Below are 26,236 nucleotides of genomic sequence, written 5' to 3' on the forward strand. Positions count from 1 at the left end.
AACAGCGCCGCCACAGCAGCCTTGCGAGGTGATTCGTGTCCGACTCCGTCGAAACGCCCCAGGGCGGCAACAAGCGCGTCGCGCTGCTGATCGCGCTGCTCGCGCTCACGCTCGCCTTCTCCGAGATCGGCGGGAAGAATGCCGAGCAGGAGGCCGTCGCCAAGAATATCGAGGCCTCCAATCTCTGGGCCTTCTTCCAGGCCAAGACGATCCGCGGCACGACGGTGCGCACCGCGACCGAGGCGCTGGAGGTCGAGCTTGCCGGCGTCACCGACGAGGCCGCCCGGCAGCGCCTGACCAAGCGCATCGAGAGTTGGAAGCAGACCGTCGCGCGCTACGATTCCGAGCCCGAGACCAACGAGGGCCGCAAGGAGCTCGCCGCCCGTGCCAAGGCGGCCGAAGCCCAGCGCGACATTGCCGCAGCCCGCGACGACAAGTTCGACATCGCGTCAGGCCTGATCCAGATCGCGATCGTCATCTCGTCCGCCGCGATCATCACCGGCGTCGGCCTCCTCGCCGCGACCGGTGGCCTGCTCGGCCTCACCGGCATCGCGCTGATGGCGCTGGCCCAGTTCGCTCCGACCGCGCTGTTCTGAGAACGTTACCGGCTGCGCCGCAGGCGTGGATCGACCGCGTCGCGCAGGCCATCGCCGAGCAGGTTGAAGCCGAGCACGGTCAGCGCAATCGCGGCACCCGGGAAGATCGCAAGCCAGGGCTGCGCCGCCATGAAGGTCTGCGCCTCGTTGAGCATCCGTCCCCAGGACGGGTTCGGCGGCTGCGTGCCGAGCCCGAGATAGGACAGGCCGGCCTCGGCCAGCACCGCGAGCGCAAACTGGATCGTCGCCTGCACCACCAGGATGCCGGCGATATTGGGCAGGACATGGCGTAGCGTGATCTGCCGGTTATTGAGCCCAGCCGCCCGCGCCGCCTGGATGAAGTCCTGCGCCCAGACCTGCAGGGCCGCGCCGCGCGCGAGCCGGGCAAAATAGGGCAGGTTCAGCACGGCGATGGCGACGACCGCGTTGAGCATGCCGGGCCCGACGATCGCGGTCATCATGATCGCGGTCAGCACGGCCGGGAAGGCATGGGTGAAATCGGCCGTGCGCATGATCGCATGGTCGAGGAGGCCGTCGCGCCGGACCGAGGCCGCGAGCCCCAGCGCCGTCCCGACGACCATGCCGATGCCGACCGCACCCAGGCCCACCGCCAGCGAATTGCGCGCACCGACCATGATCATCGAGAAGACATCGCGGCCGAACTGGTCGGTGCCGAACCAGTTTGCCGCCGACGGCCCCTTCAGGCGGTTCAGGATCATCATCTGCGTCGGCTGATAGGGCGTCCAGACATAGGAAACGAGAGCCGCCGCGACGACGAGCATGGCCAGCACAGCGCCGATCACGAAGGAAGGCGCGAGCCACCAGTGCCGCTTGCCGCCGAGCACCTTGTCCTCAGCCGCGCTCATGACTGCCTCAGGCGGGGATCGATCAGCCCGTAGAGCAGTTCGACCGCGAAATTGATCAGGATCGCCAGCCCGGCGAAGAGCATGACGAGGTCCTTGACCACGATCAGGTCATGCTGGGCGATGGCCTGGAAGACGAGCCGGCCCAGTCCCGGCAGGGCGAAGACGTTCTCGATGATGATGGCGCCTGCGATCAGCACGGAGAACTGGAGGCCGAGGATGGTGACGACCGGGATCAGCGCGTTGCGCAGCGCATGCCGGCGCATCGTCGTGCCCTCGCTCAAGCCCTTGGCGCGGGCGGTGCGGACGAAATCCTCCTGCAGCGTGTCGAGCATCGAGGAGCGCGTCACCCGCGCGATGATCGCCGCCTGCGGCAGCGCCAAGGCCAGCGCCGGCATCAGCAGCGCCTTCAGCGAGACGCCTATCCCCGCTTGCCAGCCCGGAAAGCCGCCGGCCGGCAGCCAGCCGAGCCCGACCGCGAAGACGAGCACGAGCAGCAGACCAAACCAGAAATTCGGGATGGCGAGCCCGGCCTGCGCGAAGGCCATGACGCCTGCATCGGCCAGCCGGCCATGGCGCGAGGCCGCGAGCATGCCGAGCGGAATGCCGATCGCGGTGGCCAGTGCGATCGCCATCAGCGCAAGCGGTAAGGTCACCGCCATGCGCTCGGTGATGAGCTGCAGCACTGGCACGCGATAGGTATAGCTCTGCCCGAGATCGCCGGTGACGAGCCCGCCGAGCCAGATGAAGAAGCGCAGCGCCGCCGGCTTGTCGAGCCCCATCTCGGCCCGAAGCGCGGTCAGCGCCTCGGGCGCGGCATTGAGGCCGAGCGTCACCGCCGCCGGGTCGCCCGGCAGGATTTCGAGCACGACGAAGATCACCACCGCCGCCGCGAGCAAGGTCAGCACCAGCGCGACGAGCCGGCGCAGGATATAGCCGATCATGACGCCCTGCCGCCTGCCGGCGGCCTCACCGCCAGCGCAATTCCGCCAGCGGCGTCACCGGCAGCGGCCAGTCGGTCCACATCCCCTCCAGCGCGGCGTTCGCCACGGTGATCTTGGGCAAGATGAACAGGAAGCCGTTGACCGCATCCTGGGCCAGCTTGCGCTGCGCCTGCTTGTAGAGCTCGTTGCGCTCGGCCTCCGGCAGGGTCACGGCGATCTTGGCGATCAGCGCCTTGAAGTCCGGGTCCTTGTACTGGAAGTAGTAGCCGTCGCGCGCGTAGATATCGATGTCGAGCGGCTCGGTATGGGCGATGATGCTGAGGTCGTAATCCTTGTTGCGGAAGACGCGCTCCAGCCATTGCGGGAATTCGAGCGGCTCGATCGCCGCGTTGATGCCGATCTGCGAAAGCAGCGCCGCGACGATCTCGCCGGAGCGACGGGCATAGGAGGGCGGCGGCAGCTTCAGCGTGCAGTTGAAGCCGTTCGGGAAGCCGGCCTCTGCCAGCAGCGCCTTGGCCTTGGCGGGGTCGTAGGGATAGGTGCCGGTCAGGTCGACATAGGCCGGGTGCAGCGGCGAGAAATGGCTGCCGATCAGGTTGACGTCGAAGCCGTAGACGCCGAGCGCGATGGTCTTGCGGTCGAGCGCGTGGGCAATGGCCTGCCTCACCTTGAGATTGTCGAAGGGCGGCTTGGCATTGTTGGTGGCGAGCACCGTCTCGCCCTCGGTGCCGCCGATCGTGACCTTGAGCTTCGGATCGGCCCTGAGCTGCGGCACCGCCTCGGGCGCCGAGAGATTGGTGTGGGCGTCGACATCGCCGGCCCGCAGCGCCGCGACCTGTGCCTGCGGGTCCGACATGAAGCGGAAAATCGCCTTGGCCAGCGCCGGCTTCTCGCCCCAATAGCCATCGTTGCGGGCGAGTTCGAGCCGGTCGCCGCGGTTCCAGCGCACGAATTTGAACGGGCCGGTGCCGACCGGATTGGTCTTGTTGTTGGCGGCCGTGGCCGGCGCCACGATCACCGCATCACCCCAGGCCAGGCCGAAGAGGAAATTCGCGGTCGGCTGCTTCAGCTTGATCACCACGGTCGCCGGGTCCGGCGTGGTGATCTCGGCGATGGGCGTGAAGAGCTGGCGCTGGGCGTTGGTGGAATCCGGTGCCACCGCGCGCTCGAACGAGAACTTCACCTGCTCGGCGGTGAACGGCGTATCGTCGTGGAACTTCGCGCCCTGCCGCAGCTTGAAGCGATAGGTGACGTTGTCGTCGGCGATCTGCCAGCTCTCGGCGAGGCAGGGCTGGAGCTTGCCGGTCCGGTCGATCTTGACCAGCCCTTCGAAGATGTTCTGCAGCGTCACCTCGCGGATCGCCTGCGCGGCGCCGGAAGTCGGGTCCAGTGTCGGCGGCTCCAGCGTCTGGGCGAGGGTCACGCTGTCCTTTGCCTGCGCCAGCGCGACGACGGGAAGCTGCGCCGCCAGCGCTGCCAGTCCCGCCCCTGCCAGGAGTTCACGCCGCGTCGTCATATCCATCGCTCCGGTACCGTTGCGGCGCGAGGATGGCGCGGGACATACGACAAGCGCAAGTCTGGTTCCGAAGCAATCCCCGACAGGTAGCGGCCGTCCTCTGGCGCACTAGTATACCAGGCGATTGACCCCCGCTGCCGCCGGTTCTAGAGATCGGGGCGACCGATGGAGATGCCCATGCTGCTGCACGACGATCGCCTCTTTCCCGCGGATCCGGTAACCCGCGGCATCGCGCGCCGGCTCTTCGCCACGGTCCGCGACCTGCCGATCATCTCGCCGCATGGCCATACCGATCCTCGCTGGTATGCCGAGGACAATGCCTTTCCCGATCCGGCGACCCTCTTCGTCAAGCCGGACCATTATATCTTCCGCATGCTCTACTCGCAGGGCGTGCGCCTCGAACAGCTTGGCATCAACAGAAAGGACAGTGGCGAGGTCGAGACCGATCCGCGCAAGATCTGGCAGCTCTTCGCCGATCACTGGCACCTGTTCCGGGGCACGCCGACGCGGCTCTGGTTCGAGCACGCGGCCTCGACCGTCTTCGGCATCAACGAGCGCCTGACGCCGGAGAATGCCGACAAGATCTACGACAGGATCGCCGCGAAGCTGGAAGAGCCGGAGCTGCGCCCGCGCGCGCTGTTCGAGCGCTTCAATATCGAGGCGATCAGCACGACCGAGGGCGCGCTCGACGATCTCCGCTGGCACGACATGGTCCGCTCCTCCGGCTGGGGCGGCAAGGTCGTCACCGCCTACCGGCCCGACAGCGTCGTCGATCCGGAATTCGAGGGTTTTTCGGATAATCTCGAGAAACTGGGCGAACTGACCGGTGAGGATATCGGCAGCTGGACCGGCTATCTCGCCGCCCATCGCAAGCGGCGCGCCTATTTCAAGGAGCGCGGCGCCACCTCCTCCGACCACGGCCACGCCACGGCCCGCACGGCCAATCTCTCGGACGCGGATGCCGAGAAGCTCTACGCCAAGATCCTCAAGGGCAAGGTCTCGGCCAAGGACGCCGACCTCTTCCGCGGCCAGATGCTGACCGAAATGGCGAAGATGAGCCTCGACGACGGGCTCGTCCTGCAGATCCATCCCGGCTCTCACCGCAACCACAACGCGGCCCTGTTCGAGCATTTCGGCCGCGACATGGGCTCCGACATTCCGACGCAGACCAACTATGTCGAGGCACTGAAGCCGCTGCTCGACGCCGTCGGCAACGAGCCCAATCTCACGGTCATCGCCTTCACGCTGGACGAGACCGCCTACTCGCGCGAACTCGCCCCGCTCGCCGGGCATTATCCGGCGCTGCGGCTCGGACCGGGCTGGTGGTTCCTGGACGCGCCGGAAGCGATGCTGCGCTTCCGCGAACTCACCACCGAGACGGCCGGCTTCTACAACACCGTCGGCTTCAACGACGACACCCGCGCCTATCTCTCGATCCCCGCCCGGCACGACGTCGCGCGCCGCGTCGACTGCGCCTATCTCGCCAAGCTCGTTGCCGAGCACCGGCTCGAAGAGGACGAGGCGGCCCAGGTCGCCCATGACCTCGCCTATCGCCTCGCCAAGGAGGCCTACAAGCTGTGACCCGCCTCTCCGCTTCCGCTCTCGCCGGCCTGCCGGCTTCGGTCCGCCGCCCGGCCTATGACCGCTCGGCCCTCAAGCCCGGCATCGTCCATCTCGGCCTCGGCGCCTTCGCCCGCGGCCACCTCGCCGAATATACCGAGGACACGCTGGAGAAGCGGTTCGGCGCCTGGGGCATCGTCGGCGCCAGCCTCCAGCGCCCCGACCAGCGCGACCGGCTGAAGCCGCAGGACGGCCTCTACACCCTGCTCAAGCTCGCCCCGACCGGGCCGGAATTGCGCGTCATCGGCTCGGTGCTCGACGTTCTCGTCGCGCCCGAAAGCCCTTCCGCTCTCATCGCAAAGCTGGCTGCGCCCGAGACCCGCATCGTCTCGCTCACCGTCACCGAGAAGGGCTATTGCCACGACCCGGCGACCGGCAAGCTCAAGGCCGATCATCCCGACATCGTCCACGACCTCGCCAATCCCAACGCGCCGCGCTCGGCGATCGGCATCCTTGTCGCCGGGCTTAAGGCGCGCCGTGATGCTGGGCTTGGCCCGTTCACCGCGCTCTGCTGCGACAATCTTCCCTCCAACGGCCATGTCCTGCGCGGCCTCGTCCGCGACTTCGCAGCGCTGACCGACGACAAGCTCGCGGCCTGGATCGAGGCCAACGGCGCCTTCCCCGCGACGATGGTCGACCGCATCGTGCCGGCGACGACCGAGGCCGACCTCGCCGAAGTCGCCAGGCTGATCGGCGCAGAGGACGCCGCCCCCGTGATCGGCGAGCCCTTCCGGCAATGGGCGATCGAGGATGTCTTCGCCGCTGGCCGCCCGGACTGGCATGAGGTGGGAGCCCAGATGGTCTCCGAGGTCGCGCCCTTCGAGTTCATGAAGCTGCGCATGCTCAACGGGGCGCATTCCTCGCTCGCCTATCTCGGCTATCTCGCCGGGCATGAGACGGTGGCCGAGGCCAGCGGCGACCCGGTACTCGCTCGCTTCCTCGAAGGCCTCTGGGCCGAGATCATCCCGACCGTGCCGGCGCCGCAGGGCGTCGTGCTCGCGGACTACGCCAAGGCCCTGCTCGTCCGCTTCCAGAACCCGGCGATCCGCCACCGGACCTGGCAGATCGCCATGGACGGCTCGCAGAAGCTGCCGCAGCGCCTGCTCGGCACGATCCGCGAGCGGCTGAAGGCCGGCGCCCCGGTCGAGCATCTCGCGCTCGGCGTCGCCGCCTGGATGCGCTACGTCACCGGCACCGACGAAAAGGGCGGCGCCATCGACGTGCGCGATCCGCTTGTTGCGGAGCTCAAGCGCCACACGGAGACTGCCGGGCGTGATCCGAAAGCGCTGGTCGAGGCGCTCACCGGCATCGAGGCGATCTTCGGAACCGACCTGCCGGGCAACGAGCGCTTCACTAAGCCGGTCACCGCGCACCTCGCCTCGCTCCTCGACAAAGGCGCGAAGGCGACGGCAGCGAGCTTGGGCTAAGCCCTCAGCGTCATTCTCGGGCGAAGCCCAGCTTCGACCCGAGAATCTCGTGACAAGAAGGTTCCGGGAGCCTCATCCGGGACGAGATGCTCGGGTCAAGCCCGAGCATGACGGCCTCCCGCCCCCTTGATCCGCGCCGGCATCCAGCGCCAGATGCGCCAGATGCCTCGCGCGCTCACCCTTGCGATCTCGCTCCTCACCGTCGCCACGGCCCTGGCGCAGGAGCCGCCGCGCATCGCCATCCCCAATCTCTGGGACCCGCGCATCCGGCTTGACCGGCCCGAGCCCGGCCCGCCGCGCGTCGTGCGCTTCCTCGCCGATGACGACTATCCGCCCTTCCATTTCGCCGGGCCGGACGGGGCGCTGACCGGCTTCTCGGTCGAGCTCGCCCGTGCCGTCTGCGAGAAACTGGGCTGGACCTGCACGATCCAGCCGCGCCGCTTCGATACCCTCACGGACTCGCTCGCCGAGGGCCGGGGTGACGTACTCGCCGCCGCGATGAACCTGACGCCGGCCCTGCGCGAGCGCTTCGCTGCGAGCCACCTCTATTTCCGCGCGCCCGCCCGCTTCGTCACCACGCGCGGCAGCGCCCGGGCAGAACTCGACGGTGCGGCCCTGCAGGGGCGGCGCGTCGCGGTCGTCTCCGGCACGGCCCATCAAGCCTTTCTCGAGCGGCTGATGCCCTTCGTGCAGCGCCGCGAAAGCACCGACCTCAACGCCGCGGTGGCAGCGCTCCGCAGCGGCGAGGCGGAATATGTCTTCGGCGACGGCGTGGCCTTGTCGCTGGCGCTCGCCGGCAGCGGCGGCGAGTTCGCCTTCTCCGGCGGGCCCTATCTGGAAAGCCGCTATTTCGGCGAGGGCGTCGCCTTCCTGCTGCGCAAGGACGATCCCGTCCTGAAGCGCGCCATCGACTACGCGCTGCAGGGGCTCTGGGACGACGGGACCTATGCCCGCCTCTACCTGCGCTTCTTCCCGGTCAGTCCTTACTGACCGTCAGGGCGCGTTGCTGGCCAATGCCTGCTTGGCAACCGCCGCAAGCCAGCCCGAGGTCGCCGGCAGGATCGCATCGTTGAAGTCGTAGCGGTCGTTATGCAAGGCGCCGCCGTTCACCGCCGGGCCATTGCCCATCCAGATATAGCAACCCGGGCGCTTCTCCAGGAAATAGGCAAAATCCTCGCCGGTCGTGCTGGCCTTCATGTCGCGCCGGACGATCAGCCCTGCGGCCTCTCCGGCAGCGGCGGCCATGTCCTCTTCCGGCGGCGTGTTGATCGTGGCGACGCCATAGGTGAACTCGACCTCGGCCGTCATCTCGAAGGTCGCGGCGATGTTCTGCGCGATGCCGTTGAGCCGCGCCAGCAGGCGGTCCCGCACGGCCGGCACGAAGGTGCGGAAGGTGCCCTCGATGAAGACATTGGTCGGGATCTGGTTGGAGGCGAGCCCGCCATGCACCTGGCCGATCGAGACCACCGCCGATTCCATCGGATCGACATTGCGCGAGACGATCGTCTGCAGCGCGACGATCAGATGGCCCATCGCCACGATCGGATCATGGCTCTGCTCGGGCAGGGCGGCATGGCCGGCCTTGCCGGTCAGCGTGATCTTGAAGCGCCCGGGCTCGGACATCACCGGCCCGCGATGCACCGCGACCGTACCGGCTTCGAGCCCCGGCCAGTTATGCAGCGCGAAGACGCGCTCCATCGGGAAGCGCTCCAGCACGCCGTCATCCAGCATCGCGAGCGCGCCGCCCGTCCCCTCTTCGGCCGGCTGGAAGACGAACTGCACCGTGCCGCTCCAGCCCTCATCCGCCTTGAGCAACGCCGCAGCGCCAAGGAGAGAGGTGGTGTGGCCGTCATGCCCGCAGGCATGCATCACATTGGGTGTCTTCGACTTGTAGGGGACATCGTTGACCTCCTGGATCGGCAATGCGTCCATGTCGGCACGCAGGCCCACCGTGCGCTCGGACGAGCCCTTCGTCAGCGTCGCCACCACGCCATAGCCGCCGACATTGGCGACGAAGGGCACGCCGAGCTCGGTCAGCTTCTCCTGCACGAAGGCGCTGGTCATCTTCTCGTGGCGCCCGAGTTCCGGATGGGCGTGGAGATGTCGTCGCCAGGCGGTCAGCTTGTCGAGCAGGTCGCGGTCCAAGGCGGCATCCTTTCAAAGGCGTGGTCAGATACGAAGGAGCCCAGACTATCCCCCACGGCCGGCACGGCAACCACGGAAAAGAGAAGCCCCTCATTCCCGGCAAGCGGCTTTGCCAGCGTCATTCTCGGGCGAAGCGAAGCGCAGACCCGAGAATCTCTCTCAGGATGGGCCTCCATGCATGAGCCCCTTCCGGGTCGAGATGCTCGGGGCGAGCCCGAGCATGACGAGCCCGCCCAAACGCGCGCATTGACTGTGCCCTTCGCAATCTGCGAAAGCCCGCAATCAATAGTTTGCAGATTGCGAACTCACAGGCCACCAGACGCGGAGAGGATACCCGCCCAAATGCCCGCCTTCGACGCAGCCCTCGTTGACGCCGCCCAGCGTTCGGCCGCCTGGCCGTTCGAGGAGGCGCGCAAGCTCGTGGCCCGCATCGAGAAATCCGGGAAGAAATCGGTGATCTTCGAAACCGGCTACGGCCCCTCGGGCCTGCCGCATATCGGCACCTTCGGCGAGGTCGCGCGCACCTCGATGGTCCGCCACGCCTTCCAGGTGCTGACCGGCAACACGATTCCCACGCGCCTCATCGCGTTCTCCGACGACATGGACGGCCTGCGCAAGGTGCCGGACAACGTGCCGAACAAGGAATTGCTCGCCAACAATCTCGGCAAGCCATTGACCGAGGTGCCGGACCCGTTCGGCACGCATGACTCGTTCGGCCGCCACAACAATGCGCGGCTCTGCGCCTTCCTCGACAGCTTCGGCTTCGACTACGAGTTCAAATCCTCGACCGACGCCTACCGTGCCGGCGAGTTCGACGCGACGCTGCTCAAGATGCTCGCCCGCTACGACGCGGTGATGAAGATCATGCTGCCGACCTTGCGGGAAGAGCGGGCCGCGACCTATTCGCCCTTCCTGCCGATCCATCCGAAGACGCGCATCGTCATGCAGGTGCCGATCGACGAGGTCGATGTCGAGGCCGGCACCATCGCCTGGACCGATCCGCAGACGAAGGAGCACTTCGTCTCCCCGGTCACCGGCGGCCATGTGAAGCTGCAATGGAAGCCCGATTGGGCAATGCGCTGGGTCGCGCTCGGCGTCGATTACGAGATGGCGGGCAAGGATCTGATCGACTCGGTCAAGGTCTCCTCGCAGATCGCCCGCGCGCTCGACGGCACCCCGCCGGAAGGCTTCAACTACGAGCTCTTCCTCGACGAGCAGGGCCAGAAGATCTCGAAGTCGAAGGGCAACGGCCTGACGATCGAGGACTGGCTGACCTATGGCCCGCCGGAGAGCCTGGCGCTCTACATGTTCCAGCGCCCGCGCGAGGCCAAGAAACTCCATTTCGACGTCATCCCGCGCGCCGTCGACGAATATCTCCAGTTCCTCGGCGGCTATGAGCGGCAGGACTGGAAGAACCGCTTGGGCAATCCGGCCTGGCACATCCATGCCGGCGAGCCCCCGGCGCCCGAGGTCATCGCTTCCGGCGAAGGGGACAACACGGTCCGGACGCAGGTGACCTTCGGCCTGCTGATGAACCTCGTCGCCGTCGCGAATTCCGAGGACAAGGCCGTGCTCTGGGGCTTCCTCCAGCGCTATGCGCCGGGCATGTCGGCCGAGACGCATCCGCGCCTCGATGCGCTGGTCGGTTACGCGATCGCCTACTTCCGCGACTTCGTGAAGCCGGCGAAGAGCTACCGACCGGCCGACGAGGTCGAGCGCGACGCCTTCACCAAGCTCGACGCCGCCTTGGCCGCGCTGCCGGCCGATCCGACGCCCGAGATGGTGCAGGACACGGCGCTCGACGTCGCCCGCGCCATCCCGCGCTACCAGAACCTCACCGCCAAGAACGCGACGCCGGAACGGCCGGGCGTCTCCGGCGACTGGTGGAAAGCGATCTACCAGGTGATGTTCGGCGAGGATCAGGGCCCGCGCTTCGGCTCCTTCGCGGCGATCTACGGCCTCCCCAACACCCGCGCCCTGATCGCCAAGGCGCTGGCCGGCGATCTGGTGAAGGAGCACGCCGCCTTCCTGGCAGCGCGAAAGGGCTAGCGAGCGATGACCGGGATCGACGCCGTCGAACGCGCGATCCGCGCCCGCCGCGCGGTTCGCGCCTTCCTGCCCGACCCGGTCGAGCCCGCTCTCGTGCGCCGCCTGATCGATCTGGCGGCGCAGGCACCCTCCGGCACCAACATGCAGCCCTGGAAGCTCCGGGTGATCGGCCCGCAATCCCGGGCGCGTCTCGAAACGGCACTGCTCGCCGCGCTCGATGCCGGCGGGCGCCCCGGCGTCGAGGAATACCGCTACTATCCCGCGCAGTTCCGCGAGCCCTATCTCGCCCGCCGCCGCAAGGTCGGCTGGGACCTCTATGGCCTGCTCGGCGTCGTGAAGGGCGATACCGAGGGCATGAAGCGGCAGACCGCGGCGAACCTGCGCTTCTTTGATGCGCCGGTCGCACTGATGCTGACGATCGACCGCGATCTCGAGATCGGCTCCTGGCTCGATCTCGGCATGTTCATCCAGACCCTGCTGGTCGCCGCGCAGGGCCATGGCCTCGATTCCTGCCCGCAGGCGATCTTCGCGCAGTTCCACCCGATCGTCCGGCGCGAACTCGCCATTCCCGAGAACGAGGTTGTGGTCTGCGGCATCGCCATCGGCAAGGCCGACCCCGGTGCGCCGGCCAACCGCCTCGTGCCCGAGCGCGAGCCGGTCGAGAGCTTCACTACCTGGCTGGATTGAGCGGCATCAGGCGCCGGGCTGCGCCGCCGCATCCTTCCGGAACAGCCTGACGAGCGGCCCAACCAGCCAGTGCAGGGCGGCGATGGCGAGGCCGCCGACGATCACCCCGAACACGGCCGCGAGCGCAGCGCCGGCGAGCCACTCCCCGGCCCCAGCCAGTGCTGCCGGCAAGGTTCGCCCCGCAGCGACCGCGAGATCATGGACGCCATGGCCGAGGCCGCTGAGGCCATATTCCTCCAGCCCGTGGATGATGATGCCGCCGCCGACCCAGAGCATCGCAGCGGTGCCGACCACGCCGAGCAAGTTCAGGAAATGCGGCATGGCGACGACGAGCCCGCGCCCCAGCGGCCGCGTCAGCCAGGACAGCACGCGATCGAGCCCGCCCGCCTCGCCCGGCCCCGGCCGGCGCAGGCCCAGCAGGCTCGTTGCCGGCCGCTGGTTGGCGGCGAGCGCCATGCCGACATCGTCGGCCTTCACGATCAGCGCGACGACGCCATAGACCGCAACCGTGATGCCGATGCCGACGATGGCGAGCACCGCGGCCTTCATCCAGAAGGATTGATCCGATACACCGGCGAGCGTGATCGCCATGATCTCCGCGGAGAGGATGAAATCGGTCTTCACAGCGCCGGCGATCTTCTGCTGTTCGAGTGCCGCCGGATCGCCGGTCGCTTCGCCAGCCTTGCCGTCGCCATTGGCGCCATGCGGCATGACCAGTTCCAGGAGCTTCTCGGCACCCTCGAAGCAGAGGAAGACGCCACCCGCCATCAGGAGCGGCGTGATCGCCCAGGGTGCGATCAGCGCAAGGATAAGCGCGCCCGGCAGCAGGATGAGAAGCTTGTTGCGCAGCGAGCCCAGCGCGATCCGCCAGATGATCGGCAACTCGCGCGCCGCCGCGAAACCGACGGCATAGCGCGGCGTCACAGCAGCATCGTCGATGACGACGCCCGCGGCCTTTGCACCGGCCTTGCCGGCCTGCGCCACGACATCGTCGACCGAGGACGCCGCGATCTTGGCGATGCCGGCAACGTCGTCCAGCAGCGCAAACAGCCCCGAAGCCAAGCAGCTCTCCTCGGAAGGTTATCGGATCAGGCGAGGATAGAGCGCTTTTCGCTCATCGCAATGACGGCGCGCCGCGTCACCCCTTCAGGCTGGCAAACCCCTTTTCCTCGGCCGCAAGCCGCCGAAGCAGCGGCGCCGGCTCCAGCGCCTTGTCATCAATCTCTGCGGCTTGCGCCTCCAGCCGCTTGACAATGAGGTCGAGCCCGACACTGTCGGCCCAGAACATCGGCCCGCCGCGCCAGGCCGGCCAGTTATAGCCGTTGATCCAGACGATATCGATGTCGCCCGGCCGCGCCGCGATGCCCTCTTCCAGAATGCGCGCGCCCTCGTTCACCATCGGATCGAGCAGGCGCGCCAGGATTTCCTCTTGCGTGAAAGAACGCCGCGTCACGCCCTGCTCGGCCGAGATGCGGGCGATCAGCGCCTCGACCTCGGGGCAACGCTGCCCGGCGCGCGCGCCCTGCGGATAGATGTAATAGCCGCGCCCGGTCTTCTGGCCGAACCAGCCGGCCTCGCAGATCGCGTCGGCCACGGCGGCCTTCAGCCCGCGCGCCTTGCGCGAGCGCCAGCCGATATCGTTGCCGGCGAGATCGGCCATGGCAAAGGGGCCCATCTTGAAGCCGAAGCCGACCAGCGCCGCATCGACTTCATGCGGCAGGGCGCCGGCGATCAGCAGCCGCTCGGCCGCGCGGGTGCGCCGCTCCAGCATGCGGTTGCCGACAAAGCCGAAGCCGTTGCCGACCACGACCGGCACCTTGGCGAGCTTGCGACCGAGCGCGACCGCCGTCGCGATCGCATCGTCGGCCGCGCCCTGCGGCCGGACGATCTCCAGCAGCTTCATGACATTGGCCGGGCTGAAGAAATGCATGCCGATCACGTCCTGCGGACGCTTCGTCGCCGCCGCGATGGTGGGCACGTCGAGATAGGAGGTGTTGCTGGCGAGGATGGCGCCGGGCTTCGCCACCTTGTCGAGCTCGCCGAAGATCTGCTGCTTGACGCCCATCTCCTCGAAGGCCGCCTCGACCACGATATCCGCCCCCGCCGCAGCCGCGAGCCCGACCGCCGGCTTGATCAAAGCCATGCGCCCGGCCTTCGCCTCCGGCGTCAGCGACCCCCGCGAAACCGAGATGTCGTAGATCGCGCCGATGCGGTTGACGCCATTGTCGAGCGCGGCCTTGGCCGTCTCGATCAGGGTCACCGGGATGCCGGCATTGGCGAAGCACATCGCGATGCCACCGCCCATCGTGCCGGCACCAATCACCGCGGCGCTGGCGATCTCGCGCGGCTTCACCTCCGGCCCGATGCCCGGCACCTTCGCGACCTCCCGCTCGGCGAAGAAAACATGGCGCAGCGCCTTGGAGCGCTCGTCGGCGACAAGCGACAGGAAGAGCTTGCGCTCGACGGCTGCGCCCTCCGCGAAAGACAGCGCGAAGCTCGCGCGCACGGCCTCGACCAGTGCCAGCACGTTCGGCATGCCATCCGCCTTCTTCAAGGCCTCCCTGGCCAGGGCTTCGAAGGCCTCGCGATCCGCTTCCGTCAATTCGCCGGTTGCCGCGCTCGTCACCGGGCGGCGTCCCTCCGCCGCCAGCGCCTCGGCCAGCCGGATCGCCGCCGTGACGACATCACTGGAGACGACTTCGTCGAGCAGACCGTATTCGAGTGCCTTGCCGGCCGAGACCGGCTCGCCCGAGAGCATCATCGGGAAGGCCTTGGCCGCCCCGATCAGGCGCGGCAGGCGCTGCGTCCCGCCGGCACCGGGAATGATCCCGAGCTTGATCTCGGGCAGGCCGAGCTTCGCGCCCGGCAGCGCGACGCGGCCGTGGCAGGCCAGCGCAACCTCCAGCCCGCCGCCAAGCCCCACGCCCTGGATTGCCGCGACGACGGGCTTCGCCGAGCCCTCGATCGCGTCGAGCACATCCGGCAGGCTGGGCGCAGCCGGCGGCTTGCCGAACTCGCTGATATCGGCGCCGGCAATGAAAGCCTTGCCGGCGGAGGCAATCACGATCGCGGCGACGGCGGCATCGGCATTGGCCGCCTTGACGGCGTTCGCCAACCCTTCGCGCACGGCCGCACCCAGCGCATTGACCGGCGGATTGTCGATGGTGACGACCGCGACCCGGCCGCGAACCTCAAGCTGAACCTTCGTCATCGACGTCTCCGCAATTCCCGTCCCGCGCCCGACTCGCAAGCCAAGGCAGCGAAGGCGTCTGGGCGGGCAAGGGAGAATCCGCACCGCGCGATGTCAAGCGCCAGACGACGACGAAAGGCGCATCCAGCCTCGCTTGACCCCTGGCGAAAGCCCGTGTCATCCGGGCAGGGCAAGAGGAGCGGACCGATGAGCGAAGTGCTGAGCGAAACCGTCGCGGCCGGCGTGCTGCAGGTCACGATGAATCGGCCGGACCGCAAGAACGCGCTCGACCGCGCGAGCTATGCCGGCTTGATCGCGGCGATCGCCGCCGCCGAAGCCGATGCCGCAATCCGTGCGGTCCTGCTGACAGGTGCCGGCAGCACCTTCACCAGCGGCAACGACATCAAGGACTTCGCCATGGCGGCGGAGGCCGGCGAAGGCCCGCGCGTCGCGATCGACTTCCTCCAGGCGATCTCGACGGCGAAGAAGCCGATCGTCGCGGCAGTCGAGGGCTTCGCCGTCGGCATCGGCACGACGATGCTGCTGCATTGCGACCTCGCTTTCGCGGCGCGCTCGGCGACCTTCCGGCTACCTTTCGTGACGCTGGGCCTCTGCCCCGAGGGCGGATCGAGCTATCTGCTGCCGCTGGTCGCCGGCTCGAAGAAAGCGGCCGAACTGCTGATGCTGGGCGAAGCCTTCAATGCCGAGACCGCGACCGCGGCCGGCCTCGTCAATGCCGTTACCGAGGACGGTACGGCACTGGAAGCAGGCCTCGCCAAGGCCAAGGCGCTTGCCGCGCTGCCGCCGGAATCGCTCGCCCTGACCAAGATGCTGCTGAAGCGCGGTTCGGCCCAGGCCGTCGCCGAGACCATCGCCACCGAGGCCCGCCATTTCGGCGAGCGCCTGAAGTCGCCGGAGGCGATGGCCGCCTTCATGGCGTTTTTGAAGAAGTGAGATGTGGCGGCCCTCAGGCCGCCGCCACCTGCCTGCGCCCCTTCAGCCAGTCGCGCGTCCAGGCGAAGACCGGCCAGAGCAGCGCGGCGAAGGTCATCGCTGCCAGCACCGAGGAGACCGGTCGATCGAAGAAAGGCAGCACGGAGCCGTCCGACTTGATCAGCGAGGTCACGAAGTTCTGCTCCACCATCGTGCCCATGACGATGCCGAGCACCATCGCCGCGACCGGATAGCCGTTCTTCTCCATCACGAAGCCGAATATGCCAAAGAAGGCGACGCACCAGACCGCGAACAGATTGTTGCCCGCCGTGGCGAAGGCACCGACCGCGCAGAAGATCATGATCACCGGCATCACCGCCGAGCGCGGCGCACCGACGACCTTGCTCGCCAGCCGGATCATGATGATGCCGAAGGGGATCATGATGATGTTGCCGAGGATGAAGATGATGTAGAGCGCGTACATGCTCTCGGCCTGCGTGGTGAACAGCGAGGGCCCGGGGTTCAGTCCCTTCATGTAGAGCACGCCGATGGCGATCGCGGTGATCGTATCGCCGGGAATGCCGAAGAGCAGCGCCGGCACCCAGCCCGAGGCAAGCGAGGCGTTGTTGGAGGCACCGGCCTCGATCAGCCCTTCGGGATGGCCTGTGCCGAACTTTTCCGGCGTCTTCGAGAAGCGCTTGGCCATGGCATAGCTGACCCAGGCGGCCATGTCCGCGCCGGCGCCCGGCAGCACGCCGATGATGATGCCGACGATGTTCCCGCGCGTCTGCTGCTTGGGATATTCCTTGGTGAGCTTCCACTGCCCCTTCAGAATCGAGCCGAGCTTGCGGTTCTCGATCTTCGGCGGGTCGCGCTCGGTCAGCGAACGCATCACCTCGGCCAGGGCGAAGACGCCGACCAGCGCCGGGATCACCTCGATGCCCCCCAGCAGATCGGTCGACCCGAAGGTGAAGCGCGGCACGCCGCCGGGATTGTCGATGCCGATGCAGGTGATCAGCAGGCCGAGCAGCATCGCCGCGATCGCCTTGATCGGCGAGGAGCGGGCGACCAGCGTCGAGCACATCAGGCCGAGCATGGCGAGCCAGAAGTTCTCGTAGGTCGAGAAGGACAAGGCCATCTCGGCGAGCAGCGGCGCAATCAGCATCAGCGAGAGCGTGCCGGCGATGCCGCCCAGCGCCGAGAACCACAGGCAGATGCCGAGCGCCGTCTCCGCCTGGCCCTTGCGCGTCATCGCATAGGCCTCGTCGGTATAGGCAGCCGAGGCCGGCGTCCCGGGAATGCGCAGCAGGCAGCCCGGAATGTCGCCGGAGAAGATCGCCATGGCCGAGGCGGTGATGATGGTGGCGATCGCCGCGATCGGTGACAGATAGAAGGTGACGGGCACGAGCAGCGCCGTCGCCATCGTGGCGGAGAGGCCGGGCAGCGCGCCGACCGTCAGCCCGTAGAAGGCGGACGCAACGATCGCGATCATCACGTCGAATTGGAAAACCAGCCCGAAGGCCTTGATGACGGTATCCATCGTCAGGCCTCGCTCACCAGGGGAAGGGCAGGATGCCGCCGGGCAGCGGCACGCGCAGCAGCTTCAGGAAGATCAGGTTGATCATGAAGGGCGCGATGATCGCCAGCGGCACCGCGAGCTTCGGCCTGGCGCCGAAGGCGAGGCTGGCGAGGAGCACCATGATCATCGTCGTCGGCAGGAAGCCGAGCGTCTCCGAGACCAGCGCGTAGAAGGCGAGCAATGCGGGCGGCAGCAATGCCAGCCAGTTGCGCCAGGCCGGCACCGGCGCGAGCTCCTCCGGCGTCGCATGGCTGACCACGTCAGCCTCGGCTACCTCCTCGAAATGGCGGCCGATCCCGAAGACGATCAGCCCGCCGCAGAGGGCGAGGCCGGCGCCGACCACCATGGGAAAGGCCGAGGGACCGACCTGCTGGCCGGGCACGGGCGGCAGTTTCGAGCCGTAGAAGAACGCGACGGCCCCCAGCGCAGCGATGGCGGAGCCGGAAATACGGTCGGATAGTTGCAAGGGGCAACCTCCTCGAACGATCGAAAGTGATGAGACGAAAACGCCGGGAGCTTTTGCTCCCGGCGTTACGAGTTCCGTGCCGCTCAGCCCTTGGCGAGGCCTGCCGCCTTCATGGCGGAGGCCATGGAGGCGTCGCTTGCGGCCATGAACGAGGCAAATCCCGGCCCGTCCGCGAACTTCATGCCGAAGCCGCGGGAGTTCATGAAGTCCTTGTAATCCTTCGAATCGAAGGCCTTCTTCAGCGCCGCCGTGAGCTTCGCCGCAATCTCGGGCGGCAGGCCCTTCGGCGCGCCGATGCCGCGCCAGGCACCGATCGAGTAGTTGATGCCGAGCGTCTCGTTCAGCGTCGGCACGTCCTTGAACTGCGGGTTGCGTTCGCTTGCCATGATCGCCAGCGACTTCGCCTTGCCGGCGTCGATCATCGCGCGGGCTTCCGGCACCGAGCAGGTGACGATGTCGATGCCGCCGGCCGCCAGGTCCTGCATGCCGGGCGCTGCGCCGTTCGACGGCACCCAGGCGACATGATCCGGCTTCAGGCCCATGGCGACGAGCCAGCCGATCAGGGCGAGATGCCAGATTCCGCCCTGTCCGGTACCCGACGCCTTGAGCTTGCCGGGAGGCGCCGCTTTGATCGCGTCTGCCAGACCCTTGATGTCCTTGTAGGGGCCGGAGGTCGAGACCTGCACGCCCGGCGGGTCCTCGTTCATCAGCCCGAGCGCGGTGTAGCTCGTCGATTTCAGCTCGGTCAGGCCCTGATGGTGCATCATGGCGATCTCGACCGTCAGCATGCCGATATTGTAGCCGTCGGGCGCCGCCGTCGCGATGGCCGAATGGCCGACCACGCCGGAACCGCCCGTGCGGTTGACGACGTTGACCGGCTGGCCGAGGTCCTTTTCGAGAAGCTGCGCCACGATGCGCGCCGTGGCGTCCGTGCCGCCGCCGGCGCCCCACGGGCAGACCATGGTGATCGGCCGCGAGGGATAATTCGCCTGCGCGATGGCAGGGGCTGCAATCAGGCTCGCCGCGCCGGCCGCGGCCGCGCCCTTGAGCACAGTTCGTCTGTCGATGAAATCGGTCATTCCCCAGTCTCCTCCGCTAAATCGATTTAGTGCCTGGGCGCTCCTCGTCCGCGACGGGGCTCCCTTGATCTGACGGGCGTCATCTGAGCCGATCGCGTGGCCAGTGACAACCTCTCATTTTGGCCGAGGCTACAGTCCGCAGGTGATGGGCTGGACAGCGCCGGAAACCCGCTCGACCACCGCCCCCGTGCTGAGTTCCGCACCGGCCGCCGCCGCTGGCAGCGAGACGCCCGCCTTGCCCAGCATCGCCAGGATCGCGGCCCCGTCGGCGAAGCCATAGCTGCGCTGCGGCGCGACGCCGGCGATCAGGATCTTGTCGGAGGGATTGTCGGTGACGATCCCGACCAGCCGCCCCTGCCGGTCGAAGGCCGGCGCGCCCGCCTGTCCGGGCTGGAGCGGCGCACTGAGCGCCGGCTTGCCGCCGGCCTGCGCGCTCTGTCCGGGCAGTGCGACGGCGGCGCGCTTGCCGGCATCGTTGCCGAAGGCGACCAGCACCAGTGCCTCGGAGGCGCCCACCGCCTCGCTGCGCAGGCCCGGCGGCTTCGCCGCACCAGCGCCCTCCAGATCGAGCAGCACAAGCCCGCTGGCATCGTCCTTAAGCCGCAGCTTCGCGTTGCGCGTGCCGACATGTAAGGTTCGGCAGCCATCGACCGCCGCGGCCGCGCTCAGCGCCATCCGCTCGTTGAGCGCGAGCGCGACGCCATAGCGCTCGTTGCTGCGGGTCGCCGGTGCGAACAACGACGACAATCCCGAGGGCGGGTTGGCAGTCGTACCGGCGACGGCCGAGGGCTGGGCTGGAACCGCCCCGGTCGGGAAGGGCTCGAAGCTCGCGGCGATCGCGATGACCAGCTTGTCGACGGTCGGCGCCAGCGCCTTGTCATAGCCGATCGAGAAGCCGCGCAGGCCCTGCGGTCCGGCCGAAAGCCGGCGATAGAACCGCCCGCCGGAGGTCTCGCCGGTGACGACGAAGAAATCCGGCCGCAGCAGCTTGTAGGTGATCTTGCGCGGGCTGTTCGGATTGACCGCGATCGCCTTCTCGAACAGCGCCGCGAGTTCCTCGCCCGGTGGCGAGGCGGAGGTGTCGAGCGTGACCTTCTCGTCGGTGCTCTGCCAGCGGCTGCCGCCCGAGGGCGTCACGTCCCGCTTCGGCAGCAGCTTCTGGGGTATGCCGATCTGCACGCCGGTCTTGTCGTCGGCGAGCACCTTGAATCCGGCCGCATCGCGCGCCGTCTGCGCCGCCCTGGCGAGCGCCGCCCGCTCCGTCGGCGCCAGCAGCCCGTCGGCCGGGCCGCGCTGCCCCTTGAAGGCATTGATCGCGCGAAAGGTCAGCGGGCCATAGGAGCCGGAGACGGCACCGTTGAACTGGCCGGCCCAGATCAGGTCGTTCTGGATCGCCTTGCGCTCCGCTTCGGGCAGCGCCTCGAAGCCTGCCTGCGCCGCCGCCATCTGCGGCGACGGAGCGGGAGCCTGCGCATGGGCAAGCGGCGCCGACAGCAGCGCCAACGCCAGGACGGCGCTGCGGGCCAATGTGATTCGCGGGTGGAGGAAAGGGGCGGGCGGCATGGGTCTCGTCCTCGAGGGCGGGCGAAGCGGCTGCATTGAGCGTCAGAACGCGCCGCGCCGCAACCATGGCGAAGCGATTCCCGTAGCGGCAGCGCCCGCCTCCACACGACCTGCATTCGCATGACTTGAACGCGCGCGGCACGGTGGTAGCCTGCCGGCCCCGTCACACCGTCATCGGCCTGAAGCCATGTCCGGCGATCCTGGCCGGGCCGATCGACGAAGAGGACCGACGATGACCCTGCTTTCCCGTCTCGCGCTCGCCCTCTCGCTCACGCTGGCTGCGGCCCCCGCCTTCGCCCAGAAGGCCTATGTTCGCAACGACCTGCTGGCCGACGGGCAGCGCCTGGAAGAACGCTTGAAGCGCGAGGTCGCGACCGGCAACCGCTCCGCCGCGGACGCCATCCGCGCCGGCGAGATCGCGCTCGGCCGCGGCGATGCCCGCGCCGCCCTGCCCCAGGCGAATGCCGCGATCGTTGCCGATTCCGCCAATGCCGCCGGCTGGCGCCTGATGGCGCGCGCCGCCAACGCCATCGAGCCGCGCGATTATCGCGAGCGCTGGGAACTGCGTGAGCGCGCCATTGCGTCCGCCTATCTCGCCTATCAGCGTTCGACCACTCGCAATGACGAGGCGGCTTCGCTCGGCGTGCTGGCCGGCACTTTCGAGAAGAACCAGTTGTGGCGCCCAGCGCTGACGGCCTATCGGCTCAGCCTCGACCTCGCCGCCAATGCCGCGTTGCAGAGTTCCTATGAGAGCCTGCGCGAAAAGCGCGGCTTCCGCCTGATTTCCAACAAGACCGATTCCGATGCCGCGAGCCCGCGCGCCTGTTTCGAATTCTCGGAAGCGCTGGCACGCGGCCGCGTCGATTTCGCGCCCTATGTCGCGATTTCGGGCGGCAAGGGCGATTTCGCCGTCAGCGCCGAGGGCCGCCAGATCTGCGTCGACGGCCTCAGGCATGGCGAGCGCTATGCCGTCGTCATCCGCCAGGGCGTGCCCTCCGCCCTCCCCGACGAGACCCTGCTGAAATCGGCCGATTACGAGATCTATGTCCGCGACCGCACGCCCTCCGTGCGCTTCACCGGCAAGAATTACGTGCTGCCGCGCACCGGCCAGCAGGGCATTCCGGTCGTCTCGGTCAACTCGGGCAAGCTCGACCTCGAGGTCATGCGGATCGGCGACCGCAACCTGATCAATTCAGTCCATTCCGAGGACTTTCTCGGCCAGCTCGGCTCCTATTCCGCCAGGCAGATTTCCAGCGACAAGGGCCAGAGCGTCTGGACCGGCACGATGGATGTGAAGTCCGAGCTCAATCAGGACGTGATCACCGCCTTCCCGGTGACGGAAGCGGTCGGCAGCCTCAAGCCCGGCGTCTATGTGATGTTCGCCAAGCCCTCGGGCGGCCCCTCCCAGACGCAGTCCTCCGGCGATGACGGCGACTACGACGACGGCTCGACGCGGGCAACGCAGTGGTTCGTCGTCTCCGATCTCGGCCTGACCTCCTTCACCGGCCCCGACGGCGTGCATGTGCTCGCCCGCTCACTGGCCGATGCCAAGCCGATCGCCAATGCGACCTTGAACCTGATCGCCCGCAACAACGAGGTGCTCGGCACAGCGAAGACCGACGGCAACGGCTATGCCCGTTTCGATGCCGGATTGGGCAAGGGCCAGGGCGGCAATGCGCCGGGTCTCGTCACCGCCTCGCTCGCCGAGGATTACGGTTTCCTCGATCTCAAGCAGACCGCCTTCGACCTCTCCGATCGCGGCGTGAAGGGCCGCGTCGCGCCCACCGGGCTCGACGCCTTCCTCTACACCGAACGCGGCGTCTATCGCTCCGGCGAGACGGTCTACCTGACCTCGCTGCTGCGTGACGCCAAGGGCGCCGCGGTTACCGGCCTGCCCCTGACCATCGTCGTCAAGCGCCCGGATGGTGTCGAATATCGTCGCCGGCAGGTCGAGGACCAGGGCGCGGGCGGGCGGGCCCACTCGATCCAGCTCGTCTCGGGCGCCGCGACCGGCACCTGGCGCGTCCTCGCCTATTCCGATCCGAAGGGCCAGGCGATCGGCGAGACCTCCTTCCTCGTCGAGGATTACGTGCCCGAGCGGCTGGAGCTGACGCTGTCGCCGAAGGCGCCGCTCCTCCAGGCAGGCGAGCCGGCAGAGCTCGATGTCGCCGCCCGCTATCTCTACGGCGCGCCGGGCTCCGAGCTCGACGTCACCGGCGCGATGACGATCCGCGCCGCCGAAGCCAGCGCCATTCCCGGCTTCAAGGACTATCAGGTCGGCCTCACCGACGAGGAATTCGAGCCGGTCCAGAGCGAGTTCGAGGAGAGCGCCACGACCGACGCCGCCGGCAAGGCGGTGATCTCCAACCCGGTCCAGCAGCCCGACACCAACCGCCCGCTCGAGGTCGAGATGACCGTGCGCGTCGGCGAGCCCGGCGGGCGCGCCATCGCGCGTTCCGTCACCCTGCCGATCGTGCCCAAGGGCGCGGCCATCGGCGTGAAGAAGCTGTTCAGGGACGGCGATCTCGGCAGCGGCCAGACCGCGACCTTCGAAGTCATCATGGCGACCGGCGACGGCAAGCGCCTCGCCCGGCCCGGCGTGAAATGGGTACTGTCCAAGGTGCGCCGCAACTACCAGTGGTTCTTCCAGGACGGCCGCTGGAACTACGAGGGCGTCAAGACCACTCGCCGCGTCGCCGATGGCGAGATCGCCGTAGTGGAAGCGGCCGGTGCCAAGATCGCCGCGCCCGTCGAATGGGGCAATTACCGGCTCGACGTGACCTCTGACGGCGTTGAGGCGGCCGAGACCTCGGTCTCCTTCAGCGTCGGCTACGAGAGCGACAAGACGGCCGATACGCCGGATGTGCTCGATGTCGCCTTGGACAAGGCATCCTATGCCGATGGCGAGAGCCTGCAGGTCCGCCTCTCGCCGCGCTTCGCCGGCAAGGCTACGCTCGCCGTCGTCACCGACAAGGTCGCGGATATCCGCACCATCGACATCACCGAGGGCGGCACCTCGGCCAGCATTCCGGTGAAGGCCGAATGGGGCGCCAGCGCCTACCTCGTCGTGCTCGCCCATCGCCCGATGGACGCCACCGCCAAGCGCCTGCCCGGCCGCGCCATTGGCCTGTCCTGGTTCCAGATCGGCAAGGAGACGCGCACGCTGGCGCTCGATCTCGGCGCGCCGAAGCTGGTGCGTCCGCTCACGACGCTGTCGCTGCCGGTCAAGGTCACCGGCATGCAGGCCGGCGAGGAGGCCTATGTCACGCTCGCCGCCGTCGATATCGGCATCCTCAACCTCACCCGCTACGAGAGTCCGGACCCGAGCCGGTTCTTCTTCGGCCAGCGCCAGCTCGGGCACGAATTGCGCGACCTCTACGGGCTGCTGATCGACGGCATGCAGGGCACCCGCGGCGCGATCCGCACCGGCGGCGACGCCGCGCCCCAGATGGACGGCGAGAAGCCGACGCAGGAGCCGCTCGCCCGCTATTCCGGCGTGGTCAAGGTCGGGCCAGACGGCACGGCGAAGATCGATTTCGACATGCCGGCCTTCAACGGCTCGGTGCGCGTCATGGGCGTCGCCTGGTCGGCCGGGCGCACTGGCCAGGCCAGCGCCGACGTGATCGTCCGCGACCAGATCGTCGCCCAGGCGACGCTGCCGCGCTTCCTCGCCATCGGCGACCAGTCGCGCTTCCACCTTCAGGTCGACAATGTCGAGGGGCCGGCCGGTTCCTACACCGTCGATCTCGACGTCAAGGGCCCCGTGCTGGTCGCCGCCGATGCCACCCGCCGCACGATGCAGCTCGGCGCCGGCGCCAAGACGCAGATGACGATTCCGGTCACCGCTGCCGGCCTCGGCCGCGCCGAGTTCGACGTGCGCGTCTCCGGCCCGAACGGGCTCAGTACGGTGCAGAACCTCGCCGTGCGCGTGCAGCCCTCGGCCGCGACGATCGCGCGCCGCATCGTCCGCGCCATCCCGGGTAATGGCGGGGCGATCACCGTCTCCTCCGACCTGCTGGCCGATCTCGTGCCGAATTCCGGGCAGGTCTCGGTGACGGTCTCGCCCTTCGGCTCGCTCGATGTGCCGGCCCTGCTCAAGGCGCTCGACCGCTACCCCTATGGCTGCACCGAGCAGACCGTCTCGCGCGCCTTGCCGCTGCTGGCGGTCAACCAGCTCGCTTCGATGGAACAGCTCGCGCTCGACGACAAGGCTGACGAGCGCGTCGTCAACGCGATCGAGCGCGTGCTGGCCCGGCAGGGCGGCAACGGCTCCTTCGGCCTCTGGGGCGTCGGCGGCGAGGATCTCTGGCTCGACGCCTTCGTCGCGGACTTCCTGACGCGGGCCCGCGAGAAGCAGTTCGCGGTGCCGCAGATCGCCTTCAACCTCGCGCTCGACCGCCTGCGCAACCAGGTCGTCAACACCGGCGAGATCAACAAGGAGGAAGCCGCCGGCATCGCCTATGCGCTCTATGTGCTCGCCCGCAACGGCCGGCCGGTGATGGGCGACCTGCGCTATCTCGCCGACAACAAGCTCGGCGATTTCGCGACGCCGCTCGCCCGCGCCCAGATCGGCGCCGCGCTCTCGGCGCTGGGCGATCGCGGCCGCGGCCGTGCGGCCTTCGGCAGCGCGCTTGGCCTCCTCCAGCAGGCGAGCGATGACGGGCTCTCACGGCCGGATTACGGCTCGCGCCTGCGTGATGGCGCCGGCGTGCTCGCCCTGATCGCGGAAGCCAATGGCGAACGCGCCGACATCAGCCGCGCCGTCTCGATCCTCGACGCCACCCGCAACAACGCCCGCTACAGCTACACCTCGACGCAGGAGCAGATGTGGATGGTGCTGGCGGCGCAGGCCATGGCCAAGGACGCCGAGGGCATGACGCTGACGGTCGACGGCACGGCTCGCAAGGGCGCCCTCTATCGCACGCTTTCGGCCGAGGCGCTGGAGGCAAAGTCGCTGACCATCGCCAATCCCGGCGCCGGCAACGCCCAGGCGGTCATCACCGTAGCGGGCATCCCGACCGCACCGGAGCCGGCCCTGAACCAGGGCTTCGGCCTGGAGCGCGTGATCTACACGATGAAGGGCGAGAAGGCCGATCCCGCCCGTCTGCGCCAGAACGAGCGCTATGTCGTGGCGCTGACGGTGACGGAGGCCACACCGCGCTATGGCCGCCTGCTGCTGGTCGATCCGGTCCCGGCCGGCTTGGAGATCGAGAACGCCAACCTGACGGAGGGCGCCTCGGTCGCCGGGCTCGACTGGCTGAAGCAGGAGGTTTCGCCGGTTCATACCGAGTCGCGCGACGACCGCTATGTCGCCGCCTTCGAGCGCTCGGGCTCGAAGAACGACAAGCTCTCCTACACCGTCGCCTATATTGCCCGGGCGGTCTCGCCCGGCCGCTACGTCTCGCCTGCCGCCGTGATCGAGGACATGTACCGGCCGGACCGCTTCGGCCGCACCGGCTTCGGCGCGGTGGAGATCACCTCGGCACGGTAAGATGAGCGAAAACGGGCAAACAGGGCCGTCATTCTCGGGCGAAGCGCAGCGCAGACCCGAGAATCTCGATCAGGAGATGCTCGGGTCA

Annotated in this window: 18 protein-coding genes; 8 read left to right on the forward strand and 10 right to left on the reverse strand. The window is 68.2% G+C overall.

What is annotated here, in order from left to right; all coding sequences use genetic code 11:
* The first annotated feature begins 35 nt into the window (after nt 1-35).
* On the forward strand, nt 36-596 hold the full coding sequence (locus BLQ70_RS19240; RefSeq protein WP_091860021.1) for a DUF4337 domain-containing protein: 561 nt from the start codon (nt 36-38) through the stop codon (nt 594-596).
* Nucleotides 597-601: 5 nt separating this feature from the next.
* On the opposite strand, the gene BLQ70_RS19245 is transcribed toward BLQ70_RS19240, so the two are convergent.
* From BLQ70_RS19245 to BLQ70_RS19255, 3 genes are read right to left on the reverse strand one after another with little or no spacing between them, the layout of a single operon-like run.
* A complete protein-coding gene (locus BLQ70_RS19245; RefSeq protein WP_091860023.1) occupies nt 602-1,462 on the reverse strand; it encodes an ABC transporter permease in 861 nt (286 codons plus the stop codon).
* Complete coding sequence (locus BLQ70_RS19250; RefSeq protein WP_091860047.1) at nt 1,459-2,403, reverse strand: ABC transporter permease; 945 nt, start codon at nt 2,401-2,403, stop codon at nt 1,459-1,461. Before BLQ70_RS19250 ends, BLQ70_RS19245 begins: the two co-directional genes overlap by 4 nt.
* A 25-nt stretch (nt 2,404-2,428) precedes the next feature.
* Nucleotides 2,429-3,919: an ABC transporter substrate-binding protein gene (locus tag BLQ70_RS19255; RefSeq protein WP_091860736.1), complete on the reverse strand. Its 1,491-nt coding sequence runs from the start codon at nt 3,917-3,919 to the stop codon at nt 2,429-2,431.
* Nucleotides 3,920-4,096: 177 nt separating this feature from the next.
* Here BLQ70_RS19255 and uxaC point away from each other — a divergent pair, with 177 nt between their 5' ends.
* From uxaC to BLQ70_RS19270, 3 genes are all read left to right on the forward strand, one after another.
* Nucleotides 4,097-5,500 (forward strand): glucuronate isomerase, encoded by a 1,404-nt coding sequence (gene uxaC / locus BLQ70_RS19260; protein ID WP_162766161.1) that lies wholly within the window; start codon nt 4,097-4,099, stop codon nt 5,498-5,500.
* Nucleotides 5,497-6,966, forward strand: a complete 1,470-nt coding sequence (locus BLQ70_RS19265) for a mannitol dehydrogenase family protein (protein WP_091860049.1) — start codon at nt 5,497-5,499, stop codon at nt 6,964-6,966. Before uxaC ends, BLQ70_RS19265 begins: the two co-directional genes overlap by 4 nt.
* Nucleotides 6,967-7,128: 162 nt before the next feature.
* On the forward strand, nt 7,129-7,956 hold the full coding sequence (locus tag BLQ70_RS19270) for a transporter substrate-binding domain-containing protein (protein ID WP_244512096.1): 828 nt from the start codon (nt 7,129-7,131) through the stop codon (nt 7,954-7,956).
* 3 nt (nt 7,957-7,959) lie between these two features.
* On the opposite strand, the gene BLQ70_RS19275 is transcribed toward BLQ70_RS19270, so the two are convergent.
* A complete protein-coding gene (locus BLQ70_RS19275) occupies nt 7,960-9,111 on the reverse strand; it encodes an amidohydrolase (RefSeq protein WP_091860051.1) in 1,152 nt (383 codons plus the stop codon).
* A gap of 342 nt (nt 9,112-9,453) precedes the next feature.
* Here BLQ70_RS19275 and BLQ70_RS19280 point away from each other — a divergent pair, with 342 nt between their 5' ends.
* Both BLQ70_RS19280 and BLQ70_RS19285 read left to right on the forward strand, forming a co-directional pair.
* On the forward strand, nt 9,454-11,160 hold the full coding sequence (locus BLQ70_RS19280; protein WP_091860053.1) for a lysine--tRNA ligase: 1,707 nt from the start codon (nt 9,454-9,456) through the stop codon (nt 11,158-11,160).
* Nucleotides 11,161-11,166: 6 nt separating this feature from the next.
* Complete coding sequence (locus BLQ70_RS19285) at nt 11,167-11,847, forward strand: nitroreductase (protein ID WP_091860055.1); 681 nt, start codon at nt 11,167-11,169, stop codon at nt 11,845-11,847.
* 6 nt (nt 11,848-11,853) lie between these two features.
* On the opposite strand, the gene BLQ70_RS19290 is transcribed toward BLQ70_RS19285, so the two are convergent.
* The gene (locus BLQ70_RS19290) at nt 11,854-12,909 is read right to left on the reverse strand and encodes a DUF808 domain-containing protein (RefSeq protein ID WP_091860057.1); all 1,056 of its coding nucleotides are present in this window, start codon (nt 12,907-12,909) and stop codon (nt 11,854-11,856) included.
* Nucleotides 12,910-12,985: 76 nt separating this feature from the next.
* Nucleotides 12,986-15,058, reverse strand: coding sequence for a 3-hydroxyacyl-CoA dehydrogenase NAD-binding domain-containing protein (locus tag BLQ70_RS19295; RefSeq protein ID WP_091860059.1), 2,073 nt, complete (start codon nt 15,056-15,058; stop codon nt 12,986-12,988).
* A gap of 186 nt (nt 15,059-15,244) precedes the next feature.
* Here BLQ70_RS19295 and BLQ70_RS19300 point away from each other — a divergent pair, with 186 nt between their 5' ends.
* On the forward strand, nt 15,245-15,991 hold the full coding sequence (locus BLQ70_RS19300) for an enoyl-CoA hydratase-related protein (RefSeq protein WP_091860061.1): 747 nt from the start codon (nt 15,245-15,247) through the stop codon (nt 15,989-15,991).
* Between the two features lie 13 nt (nt 15,992-16,004).
* Here the strand turns inward: BLQ70_RS19300 and BLQ70_RS19305 are convergent, their stop codons facing one another.
* The 4 genes from BLQ70_RS19305 to BLQ70_RS19320 form a co-directional block, all read right to left on the reverse strand.
* Nucleotides 16,005-17,510 carry a tripartite tricarboxylate transporter permease gene (locus BLQ70_RS19305; protein ID WP_091860063.1) on the reverse strand — a complete coding sequence of 502 codons (1,506 nt, stop codon included), beginning with the start codon at nt 17,508-17,510 and terminating at the stop codon, nt 16,005-16,007.
* A gap of 13 nt (nt 17,511-17,523) precedes the next feature.
* Nucleotides 17,524-18,015, reverse strand: coding sequence for a tripartite tricarboxylate transporter TctB family protein (locus tag BLQ70_RS19310; RefSeq protein ID WP_061971371.1), 492 nt, complete (start codon nt 18,013-18,015; stop codon nt 17,524-17,526).
* An 83-nt stretch (nt 18,016-18,098) separates the two neighbouring features.
* Complete coding sequence (locus BLQ70_RS19315; RefSeq protein WP_061971369.1) at nt 18,099-19,094, reverse strand: tripartite tricarboxylate transporter substrate binding protein; 996 nt, start codon at nt 19,092-19,094, stop codon at nt 18,099-18,101.
* Between the two features lie 129 nt (nt 19,095-19,223).
* The gene (locus BLQ70_RS19320) at nt 19,224-20,657 is read right to left on the reverse strand and encodes a S1 family serine peptidase (RefSeq protein WP_139163589.1); all 1,434 of its coding nucleotides are present in this window, start codon (nt 20,655-20,657) and stop codon (nt 19,224-19,226) included.
* 232 nt (nt 20,658-20,889) lie between these two features.
* Between BLQ70_RS19320 and BLQ70_RS19325 the strand changes: the two genes are divergently transcribed.
* The gene (locus BLQ70_RS19325; RefSeq protein WP_091860067.1) at nt 20,890-26,148 is read left to right on the forward strand and encodes an alpha-2-macroglobulin family protein; all 5,259 of its coding nucleotides are present in this window, start codon (nt 20,890-20,892) and stop codon (nt 26,146-26,148) included.
* Nucleotides 26,149-26,236: the final 88 nt, after the last annotated feature.

Origin of the sequence: Allobosea robiniae (assembly GCF_900102525.1) — a bacterium.
GTDB classification, from domain to species: domain Bacteria; phylum Pseudomonadota; class Alphaproteobacteria; order Rhizobiales; family Beijerinckiaceae; genus Allobosea; species Allobosea robiniae.

Coding starts and splice junctions, on each gene's coding strand:
- BLQ70_RS19245 (WP_091860023.1), bottom strand. CDS start 1,462: ATGAGCGCGGCTGAGGACAAGGTGCTCGGCGGCAAGCGGCACTGGTGG.
- BLQ70_RS19250 (WP_091860047.1), bottom strand. CDS start 2,403: ATGATCGGCTATATCCTGCGCCGGCTCGTCGCGCTGGTGCTGACCTTG.
- BLQ70_RS19255 (WP_091860736.1), bottom strand. CDS start 3,919: ATGACGACGCGGCGTGAACTCCTGGCAGGGGCGGGACTGGCAGCGCTG.
- uxaC (WP_162766161.1), top strand. CDS start 4,097: ATGCTGCTGCACGACGATCGCCTCTTTCCCGCGGATCCGGTAACCCGC.
- BLQ70_RS19270 (WP_244512096.1), top strand. CDS start 7,129: ATGCCTCGCGCGCTCACCCTTGCGATCTCGCTCCTCACCGTCGCCACG.
- BLQ70_RS19280 (WP_091860053.1), top strand. CDS start 9,454: ATGCCCGCCTTCGACGCAGCCCTCGTTGACGCCGCCCAGCGTTCGGCC.
- BLQ70_RS19285 (WP_091860055.1), top strand. CDS start 11,167: ATGACCGGGATCGACGCCGTCGAACGCGCGATCCGCGCCCGCCGCGCG.
- BLQ70_RS19295 (WP_091860059.1), bottom strand. CDS start 15,058: ATGACGAAGGTTCAGCTTGAGGTTCGCGGCCGGGTCGCGGTCGTCACC.
- BLQ70_RS19300 (WP_091860061.1), top strand. CDS start 15,245: ATGAGCGAAGTGCTGAGCGAAACCGTCGCGGCCGGCGTGCTGCAGGTC.
- BLQ70_RS19305 (WP_091860063.1), bottom strand. CDS start 17,510: ATGGATACCGTCATCAAGGCCTTCGGGCTGGTTTTCCAATTCGACGTG.
- BLQ70_RS19315 (WP_061971369.1), bottom strand. CDS start 19,094: ATGACCGATTTCATCGACAGACGAACTGTGCTCAAGGGCGCGGCCGCG.
- BLQ70_RS19320 (WP_139163589.1), bottom strand. CDS start 20,657: ATGCCGCCCGCCCCTTTCCTCCACCCGCGAATCACATTGGCCCGCAGC.
- BLQ70_RS19325 (WP_091860067.1), top strand. CDS start 20,890: ATGACCCTGCTTTCCCGTCTCGCGCTCGCCCTCTCGCTCACGCTGGCT.